Here is a 1,250-nt window from a genome sequence, read left to right as displayed (position 1 = left end):
CTGCGGCCGGTGCCGCCCGGCGTGCCCGGCGAGCTGTACGTCGCCGGGGCGGGCCTGGCCCGCGGCTACTGGCGCCGGCCCGGGCTGACCGCCGAGCGCTTCGTCGCCGACCCCTACGCGCCGGGAGGTGGGCCCCTCCTGCCCGGTGGCGGGCAAGGAGGTGGGCCCCTCCTGCCCGGTGGCGGGCAAGGAGGTGGGCCCCTCCTGCCCGGTGGCGGGCAAGGAGGCGGGCCCCTCCTGCCCGGTGGCGGGCAAGGAGGTGGGCCCCTCCTGCCCGGTGGCGGGCAAGGAGGTGGGCCCCTCCTGCCCGGTGGCGGGCAAGGAGGGAGGATGTACCGCACCGGCGACCTGGTGCGCCGCCGCGCGGACGGCGCGATCGAGTTCCTCGGCCGGATCGACGGCCAGGTGAAGGTGCGCGGCTTCCGGATCGAGCTCGGCGAGATCGAGGCCGCGCTCTCCGGCCACCCCGCAGTCCGCCAGGTCATCGTCGTCGCCCGCGAGGACCGGCCCGGCGACACCCGGTTGGTCGGCTACTGCGCGGCCGCGGACGACGACCCCGGACTCGCCGCCGAGCTGCGGCAGTTCGCCGCCCGGACACTCCCCGGCTACATGGTCCCCGCCGCCGTGGTGGTGCTGCCGGCGCTGCCGCTGAACGCCAACGGCAAGGTCGACCGCCGGGCCCTGCCCGCCCCCGACCTCGGCGGAGACTCGACCGGCCGCCCCCCGCGCGACGAGCGCGAGCGCGCCCTGTGCGAGCTGTTCGGCGAGATCCTCGGCATCGAGGGCATCACCATCGACGACGACTTCTTCGAGCTGGGCGGCCACTCCCTGCTCGCCACCCGGCTGGTCGGCCGGGCCCGCGCCGAACTCGGCGCCGAGCTGGCCATCGCCGACCTCTTCCAGGCCCCGACCGTCGCCGCCCTCACCGCCCGGCTCTCCACCGGGCCGGCCCGCCCGGCACTGCGCCCCGAGCCCCGGCCCGAGCGGCTGCCGCTCTCCTTCGCCCAGCGCCGGCTCTGGTTCCTCGGCCAGGCCGAGGGGCCGGCCGCGACCTACAACGTCACGCTCGCGCTGCGGCTGACCGGCCCGCTCGACGCCGCCGCCCTCGAACGCGCCCTCGGCGACGTGGTCGGGCGGCACGAGAGCCTGCGCACCGTATTCGGTGCGCACGACGGCGTCCCGTACCAGCGGGTGCTGGCCGCTCCGCCCGCCCCGCTGCTCACCGTCACCGACCGCCCGGCCGCGGAGCT

Annotated in this window: 2 pseudogenes; one reads left to right on the top strand and one right to left on the bottom strand. The window is 77.8% G+C overall.

The features are described 5' to 3' along the window. Window positions 1–321: pseudogene (locus MCM47_RS44490) on the bottom strand (hypothetical protein); the annotation flags it as partial. Here MCM47_RS44490 and MCM47_RS41040 point away from each other — a divergent pair. Continuing rightward, window positions 319–1,250 (top strand): annotated as a pseudogene (locus MCM47_RS41040) (phosphopantetheine-binding protein); the annotation flags it as partial. The pseudogenes MCM47_RS44490 and MCM47_RS41040 overlap by 3 nt on opposite strands.

Origin of the sequence: Kitasatospora sp. A2-31 (genome assembly GCF_022288725.1) — a bacterium.
Classification (GTDB): Bacteria; Actinomycetota; Actinomycetes; order Streptomycetales; family Streptomycetaceae; genus Kitasatospora.
Note: the sequence above shows the minus strand (reverse complement) of the source record. Positions and strands in the feature narration are given on the sequence as shown.